Annotated in this window: 3 protein-coding genes; 2 read left to right on the top strand and 1 reads right to left on the bottom strand. The window is 63.0% G+C overall.

Annotation, left to right across the window (positions count from 1 at the left end):
- Window positions 1-299: 299 nt before the first annotated feature.
- Together lpxP and FUU19_RS21650 are read left to right on the top strand one after the other, a co-directional pair.
- Window positions 300-1,220 carry a kdo(2)-lipid IV(A) palmitoleoyltransferase gene (gene lpxP / locus FUU19_RS21645; RefSeq protein ID WP_141972322.1) on the top strand — a complete coding sequence of 307 codons (921 nt, stop codon included), beginning with the start codon at window positions 300-302 and terminating at the stop codon, window positions 1,218-1,220.
- Window positions 1,221-1,336: 116 nt separating this feature from the next.
- Entirely contained in the window at window positions 1,337-2,035 is a 699-nt protein-coding gene (locus tag FUU19_RS21650) for a CTP synthase C-terminal region-related (seleno)protein (protein ID WP_430726492.1), read from the top strand.
- 49 nt (window positions 2,036-2,084) lie between these two features.
- On the opposite strand, the gene FUU19_RS21655 is transcribed toward FUU19_RS21650, so the two are convergent.
- A partial coding sequence (locus FUU19_RS21655; protein WP_230507349.1) for an amino acid adenylation domain-containing protein occupies window positions 2,085-8,450 on the bottom strand: 6,366 nt, incomplete at its 5' end.

Here is an 8,450-nt window from a genome sequence, read left to right on the forward strand (position 1 = left end):
CGCGCCAATCTTCAACTTAGGGGCAACGCGAATGAGAATATTCGCATGCCCCTCTTCCGCCACACCCCGTACCCTGTGCTAGCATAAGCATTCCTAGAGCCGCCTCCGCTGGCCAACAGCTATCCCTCCGAAGCCTGATAGCAGCGCAAACCGCCCTTCGAATGTAAATGTTTAGTCAATTATGGAATCCCGACTAAACCCTGGTCGTGCCCGGGTGTCTGAGTGGTCGTATCGCTATCGAGTGGAACCTTTATGCGTTACAGCTTGCTGCCCCTTTTTAACGTATAAAACGAGTTTCTATGAAATCAGCCAAAGCATTTCAACTGGCCTTGCTGCACCCGCGCTACTGGCTCACCTGGTTCGGCCTCGCCCTGCTGTTCCTGCTGGTCCAGCTCCCCTACCCGTGGCTCTACCGTCTGGGGGTATGGATGGGGCGTACCTCGATGCGTTTTCTCAAGCGCCGCGTCACCATCACCCGTCGCAACCTTGAGCTATGCTTCCCCGAGATGGACGAAGCGCAGCGCGAACGCAAAGTGGTGGGCAATTTCGAATCGCTCGGCATGGGCCTGTTGGAAACCGGCATGGCCTGGTTCTGGTCGGATAAGCGCGTCAAGCGCTGGTTCAACGTCTCCGGCATCAACCACCTCAAAATGGCGCAGCGTGACAATCGCGGCGTACTGGTAATCGGCGTGCACTTTATGTCGCTGGAGCTGGGCGGCCGGGCCATGGGCCTGTGCCAGCCGATGATGGCGATGTACCGCCCGCACAACAACAAGGCGATGGAGTGGGCGCAGACCAAGGGCCGCATGCGTTCCAACAAGGCGATGATCGATCGCAAGGATCTGCGCGGCATGGTGCACGCACTCAAGCGCGGTGAGGCGGTATGGTTCGCGCCGGATCAGGACTACGGCCCACGCGGCAGCGTATTCGCCCCGCTGTTCGCCGTCGATCAGGCCGCGACCACCAGCGGCACCTTCATGCTGGCGCGCATGGCCAACCCGGCGCTGGTGCCGGTGGTGCTGATCCGCCGTGAAGGCGGCCGCGGCTACGATCTGCTGATCCAGCCGGCCCTGGAAGACTATCCGCTCAGCGACGAACAGGCGGCGGCAGCTTACATGAACAAAGTGATCGAGAAAGAGATCATGCGGGCGCCAGAGCAATATCTGTGGCTGCACCGCCGCTTCAAAACCCGACCGGTCGGCGCACCGTCGCTGTACTGATCCCCCTTTTTCCAGCCCGGCCAACGCCGGGCTTTTTTGTGCGCAGCGTTTAAAAAATCTGCGGCTCGCGATCCCGCTTTCCTGTAATCTCCTTTTTTACCCGCACAGGAAAGGAAATGATGAAAGCTCAAGTCCGCATTGCTCTGGTCGGTGATTACACCCCGCAAGCCGTGGCCCATCAGGCCATCCCCGTGGCGCTCCAGCTCACCGCCGCCCACCTCGATATCGACGTGCAGCCCCAGTGGCTACCGACCGACACCCTGACCTCCCCCGACGTCCTGCACGATTTCGACGCCATCTGGGTGGTGCCGGGCAGCCCATATCGTCACGACGACGGCGCCTTTATGGCGATCCGTCATGCGCGGGAAAACGACGTGCCGTTCCTCGGCTCCTGCGGCGGTTTTCAATACGCGATTGTCGAGTACGCGCGTAACGTGATGGGCTGGCACGACGCCGGTCATGCGGAAACCGACAGCGGTGGCCGGCTGGTGATCGCGCCGCTTAGCTGCTCGCTGGTGGAAAAAACCGGCGACATCGTTTTTCAGCCTGACACCCGCGCCGCACGGGTCTACGGCAGCCTGAACACCCATGAAGGCTACCACTGCAACTTCGGCGTCAATCCGGAGTTCGTCGTTGATCTGCAACGTTTCCCGCTGATCATCAGCGGCCACGACACCGAAGGCGACGTGCGCGCCATCGAACTGCCGGCTCACCGTTTTTACGTCGCTACGCTGTTCCAGTCGGAACGCGCCGCGCTGCGCGGCGAGCTTTCGCCGCTGGTGGTGGAACTCGTCAAAACCGCCGCCAACGGGTAAAAAAAAAGCCCTCTTGCGAGGGCTTTCTCATCGGATACATCCCGCCGGCTTACGCCTGTCCAAGCTCGCGCAACGCCAGATTGAAGTGCTGTCCCAGCTCACGCCGGTGAACCGGATGCTCCATCATAGACACATGATCGCCGTTGACCTGGCTGACGCGGACGGTCGCCGGCGACAGCAGCCTATCCCATCCCAACGCGGAAGCGTCTTCGCGGCAATATCCCGCCTGCTTGATCTTCTGCCAGTACGCCTGGAACTGTGCGTTCTGCGAATTGACGGAAACCTGCTCCTGCTTCGCCTTGAACAGATGAATTTTCAGCGATGCAGACTGCACCTGAGTCGCTTCCACCAGTTTGGCGTAATGGTGTCGCTGTTGCCAGAGCGCCGCCTCGTCGGCCACTTCCTCACGCTGAGTCTTGATCCCGGCGCGTTGCACGGCCGCGATCGCCTCCGGCAACGGCAGCTCGGCCAACTGCTGACAGAACTGCGGATCCGGCCTTTCCTGCGTTGACTCCACCCAGTTCAGCAACAGCTGGACCGGGCTGTGCATCGCCGCCACCGGCCGCAACGTGTCGATCAGCCCCAGGAAAGCGACCGCTTCCCCGGCCGATTGCAGCTGCTCGGCGATGGCATAGGCCAACACCCCGCCGGAAGAGTACCCCGCCAGATGGTATGGCCCCTGCGGCTGCACCTCGCGAATCAACGCCACGGCGCTGGCGGCCATATCGGACATGGTGGCCGGCTTCTCCTCCACCGCCGGCCACGGCACGGCGTAGACCGGGAAGGTCTCGTCGATCTCCTTGGCCAATTCAAACACGTAGGAGTGGTCGCCAAAGCCGGTCGGGACGAAGAACAGCGGCGGTCGGCTGCCACTGCTGCGAGCCGGCACGGCTTTGCGCAGCGGAGCCTCTGCGGTGCGACGATCTATCCGCTCGGCCAGCTCGGCCAATATCGGATGGTTGAAGATCGCCTGTACCGGCAAGGTGATGCCTTGCTGACGCAGCTGGCTGGAAAGACGCACCGCCAGCAGCGAATGGCCACCGAGCTCGAAGAAATTGTCGTGGCGTCCTATCTGGCCAATCTCGAGCAGCTCACACCATACCCGCGCCAGCGTCGTTTCGGTCTCACCCTGAGGCGCCGCATACTCCCGAGTGCCGACTACCGCGCACTCCGGCTCCGGCAAGGCACGCCGATCCAGCTTACCGTTGGCGGTCAACGGCAGCGCATCCAACCAGACATAAGCCGACGGCACCATGTACTCCGGCAAGCGTTCGCTCAGATAGGCCCGTAACTGCCCCTGCAGCGCGCTGTGGTCAACGTCGGCCGCCGGTACGATCCAGGCGACCAGGCGCGGATGGCGCTCCGTCGAACAGACCTGTACCACCGCTTCCCGCACCCACGGGCTCGCCGCCAGCTGTACCTCGATCTCGCCCGGTTCGATACGGAATCCGCGCAGCTTGATCTGCTGATCGCATCGCCCCTGGTATTCAAGACTGCCGTCCGGCAGATAACGCGCCAGATCGCCGGTGCGATACATGCGGCCACCGCCGACCGGATTGAATGGATCGCTCAGGAAACGCTGTGCCGTCAGTTCCGGTCGGTTCAGGTAGCCCAATGCCACCCCCACACCCCCGATGTACAATTCTCCTACCGCCCCCACCGGCACCGGGCGCCCACGGGCGTCCAGCAAGTAAGCGCGGGTATTGCCGATCGGTTTCCCAATCGGCAAGCGCGCCTCCCCGTCAGCCCGCTCAATACGTGCCGTTGTCGCAAAAGTGGTGGTCTCCGTCGGCCCATAAGCATGGATCAGATGCACCGGCCCTCGTTCTTGCAACAACCGCGCATAAGCGCCCGGATCCTCTTTCTCCCCTCCGCTAATCAGATATTTCAACTGCGCCAGTGCGCCGCTGATGCTGTGCACATACTGATTGAACAACGCGGTGGTCAAGAACAGCGTGGTGATGCGCTGGTGTTGCAGCTCGGCCGCCAGACGCTCGGCCTCCATCATCACCTCCGGCGCTATCACCACCAGCGCACCGCCATTCAATAGGGCGGCCCAAACCTCCATCGTGCTGGCGTCAAACGCCGGGTTGGCCGCAAAGGCTATGCGGTCGTCGGCGTCAAAGGCGGCATAGCGGTTGTTGCGCACCAGACGCGTGATGCCCTGATGCGGCGTCATGACGCCTTTCGGCGTACCGGTCGAGCCGGAGGTATACATGATGTAGGCCGTCGCGCCGCTCGACATGCGCAACGCCGGGTTATCGTCATGACCTTCAGCTTCGCGATCCTCGATCGTCAGCTGCGGAATGCCTTCGTCGCCGATAACGTCCGTCAGCATCAGGCAGGCACCGCTGTCATCGGCGATCCACGCCTGACGCGCGGCCGGCAGTTGCGGATCGATAGGCACATACGCCGCACCGGCCTTGATTACCGCCAATTGGGCGCAGACCAGTTCGATGCTGCGCGCCAGCCGCACCGCGACCCGGTCGCCCGGTTGTACGCCGCGCTCAATCAGCCGATGCGCCAACCGGTTGGCGCGCGCATTCAACTGTGCGTAAGTAAACTGCCGCGTATTCTGGATCAAGGCGACGGCCTGCGGCGTCAGTTGCGCCTGCTGTTCAAACAGTTCGTGCACGCAGGTATCTGCCGGATAAGCTTCCGCCGTATGATTCCAGCGGCACAGCTGCAGCGCATATTCTTCATCCGACATCACGTCCAATTCGCAGATCGGTGACTGCGGCGCCTGCTCCAGCGCCTGCGCCAATGTGCTCAACGCCTGTGCCATATAGCCACACACGCGCTGCGCTTCAATCGGCTGTCTGACCTGCGCCGTCAGGCCCAGCGAATCACCGCCGTCCTCGACCGACAGCACGAACGGATAGTTGGTACGTTCCTGGCTATCGAGCAGCGTCACGCCGGTCGGCAATGCGGTGTCCTCGCCGCTGTTATGCCGATAGTTCAACAGAGCACTGAACAGCGGCGTGCCCGCGGCAACGCCGCTGCAACGCTGCGCCAACGCCAGCGGCGCATGCTCATGGGCCAGCAGCCCGCTCAGCCGAATATGCGCCTGCAACACCGCCGATTCCGCGCCGATATCGTTGACATCCAGCCGTAACGGCAGAGTATTGATAAACAGTCCGAGCGCCCGCTCCGCCCCGTCTCCGGCCTGCATGCGGCCCAACAATACGGTGCCGAATACCACCTCATCGCGGCCGGTGGCGCGCGCCAGCACCTGCGCCCAGGCCAGGTGGCACAGGCTGGCCAGGCTGACGCCCAGCCGCCGCGCCTGCCGCCGCAGCTGCTGATTGAGCGTATGCGGTAATGCCAGGTGCGCCGTCGAGATATCTCGCCCTTCGCCATGTACGTCGCTCAAGCCGAACGGTAGCGAAGGTTCATCGATATCCGCCAGCAGCGTGCGGAAGAACTGTTCGTGTTCGGCATTGCTCACGCCGAGCCGCGCCTGTGCCACCGCGTTGCGGAACGGCGGCGCCTTGGCCAGTTCGTCCCCGCGCCCGGCCAGGATCAGATTGATTTCCTCCTGCATCACCGCCAGGGTCGAGTGATCGCCGATCAGGTGATGCCACTGCTGGAGTACGCACCAACTACCCCCCTCTTCCTGTGCAGCGACAAAACTCAGCAACGGTGCGCGCGTCAGGTCAGGCCGTACGCGGCGCGGATCAAACAACGCCGTCAGCCGCGCACCGATCTCGCCCTCTGCCGGATTGAGCCGCAGTTCTCGCAGCGACAACTCGGCCTTGCGCCACACCACCTGCACCGGCGCGGACACGTCCTGCGTGATGAACGCGGTGCGCAGAATGTCATGGCGATCGATCACCTGCTGCATCGCCGCCAGCCAGGCGTCCAGACGCGCACGGCTGTCGAAACGCAATACCGCAGACAGCTGGTACGGATCGCCCTGTTCCGCCAGCAGATGGTGGAACAAAATCCCCTCCTGCAGCGGCGGCAAAGCGTAGATGTCCTGTACGTTGGCCACGCCGCCCGGTACCTGCGTCACCACCGCGTCGATCTCCGCCTGGCTCAGCGTCGCCAGCGGCAACATCTCCGGCGTAATGGAGGCGCCGCCCGGTAGGATACCGTTAGCCGGCACGCTCACTTCTTGCTGCGTGACCAACGTCTGCGCCAGCGTCGATAGCGTCGGCGCGGTGAACAGCGTTTGCACCCCGGCGCTCAACCCGACACGGCGCAGCTGCGCCATCAACTTCACCGCCAACAGCGAATGGCCGCCCAGTTCGAAGAAGTTATCGTGACGCCCGACCCGCTCAATACCCAGTAGCTCGCGCCAAATCCCCGCCAACAGCGTTTCCAGTTCGCCTTCAGGCTCGGCGTAAACCTCACGCACGTAGGCGTCCTCCTGCGGTTCAGGCAGCGCGCGCCGATCCAGTTTGCCGTTCGGCGTCAGCGGTAGCGTATCCAGCGCCACCCAGGCTACCGGCAGCATAAACTCCGGCAACATACCCGCCAGATACTGCCGCAGCGTCACCGCCAACGTCTGGCGATCCGCATCAGACTCCGGTACCACCCAGGCCACCAGTCGCTTAGTGTCGGCTTCGCCGAGGACATCCACCACCGCTTCGCGCACCGCCGGGTGACCGGCCACTAGCGCCTCGATCTCACCGCATTCGATGCGGAAGCCGCGAATTTTCACCTGCCGATCGTTGCGTCCCAGATAGTCGATATTGCCGTCCGGCAGATAGCGCGCCAGGTCGCCGGTGCGATACATGCGCTCACCTGGGTTAAACGGATCCGCCAGGAATCGCTCTGCCGTTAGCTCTGCGCGGTTGAGATAACCCAGCGCCACCCCAGGGCCGGCGATGTAGATCTCGCCGGTCGCGCCGAGCGGCACCGGCTGCCCGTGCGCATCCAACAGATAAATCCGGGTATTGCCGATCGGCCGTCCGATAGGCAAACGCTGCCATTGGTCCACCCGCTCAATCGTGGCCGTCGTGGCGAACACCGTGCACTCGGTCGGCCCATAACCGTTGATCAGCCGTACCGGCCCAGCCTCTTTCAGCATGCGGGCAAAGGCGTGCGGATCCGCCGCTTCACCGCCGCTGAGCAGATATTTCAACTGCGCCAGCGTCGCGGCGATGCTATGGACATATTGGTTAAACAACGAGGTGGTCAGGAACAAGACGTTAATCCCTTGCCGCACCAGCGCCGCCGCCAACGCTTCGGCTTCCGTCAACACTTCCGGCGCAATGATCGCCAGACTGGCGCCATTCAACAGGGCGCCCCACACTTCCAGCGTGCTGGCGTCAAACGCCGGATTGGCGGCGAAAGCGAAGCGATCGCCGCGTTCAAACGACGCAAAACGATTGTTGATCGCCAACCGGAGGATGCCTTGATGCGTCACCATGACGCCTTTAGGCGTACCGGTAGAGCCCGAGGTATACATGACGTAGGCCGGTGCGTCGCCGGCGCGAGGCACCGCCGGATCGTGGGTTGGATTCTGCCGCAGCCGATCGATACGCAGGCATGCGATCTCACCGACTATTTCGCGATCGAGATCGCGATCGCACAGGATCAACGACGCCCCGCTGTCACCGATGATCCACGCCTGCCGCGCAACGGGCAGGTGTGGATCGAGCGGCACATAAGCGGCCCCCGCCTTGAGGATCGCCAACTGGGCGATGACCAGAGAAACGCTGCGTTCGAGCGACGTGGCCACGCGATCGCCGGGGCGCACGCCCTGTGTGATGAGTTGGTGCGCCAGTTGGTTGGCATGGGCGTTCAATTGGGCGTAGCTCAGGCTGTCCCGATCGTTCACCACCGCAACGGCATCCGGCGTGCGCTGCGCCCACTGTTCAAACAGGGCATGGGCGCTGCTCTGCGCCGGATAAACTTCCGCGGTTCGGTTCCAGCCGTACAACAGCAGTTCGCGCTCTGCAGCCGGCAACAGATCGAGATGCGACGCAGGCTGCGTAGCATTTGTCGCCATCGCCCGCAGCACCTGCACCAGATAAACGCCGTAACGCTCGACGGTAGCGCGGTCGAACAGCGCCGTGGCGAAGTTCAGCGTACCGCTGATTTGCTCGTCGCCCTCCGCCAGATCGAGCGTCAAATCATACTTGGCGATCTGATAGCCCAACTCGGCACTCTCGGCCTGCAGCCCAGGCAGCGAGATATCGCGCACCGAGCCGTCCTGCCAGGCCAGCATCACCTGGAACAGCGGGGTATAGCCCAGATGGCGCGGCGGATTGACCAGCTCCACCACCTGCTCGAACGGCAGATCGCGATTTTCCCGAGCCGTCAGCACCGTGTGGCGGATCCGCTCGATCAGCGTCGGCAGATCCGGATCGTCGCGAAGATCGATGCGCAGCGCCAGCGTGCTGACGAAGAAACCGACCAGCGATTCGGTTTCCAGCCGGCCACGGTTGGCCTCCGGCGTGCCGAT

The sequence above is a fragment of the Serratia montpellierensis genome, from assembly GCF_020858655.1.
GTDB classification, from domain to species: domain Bacteria; phylum Pseudomonadota; class Gammaproteobacteria; order Enterobacterales; family Enterobacteriaceae; genus Serratia; species Serratia montpellierensis.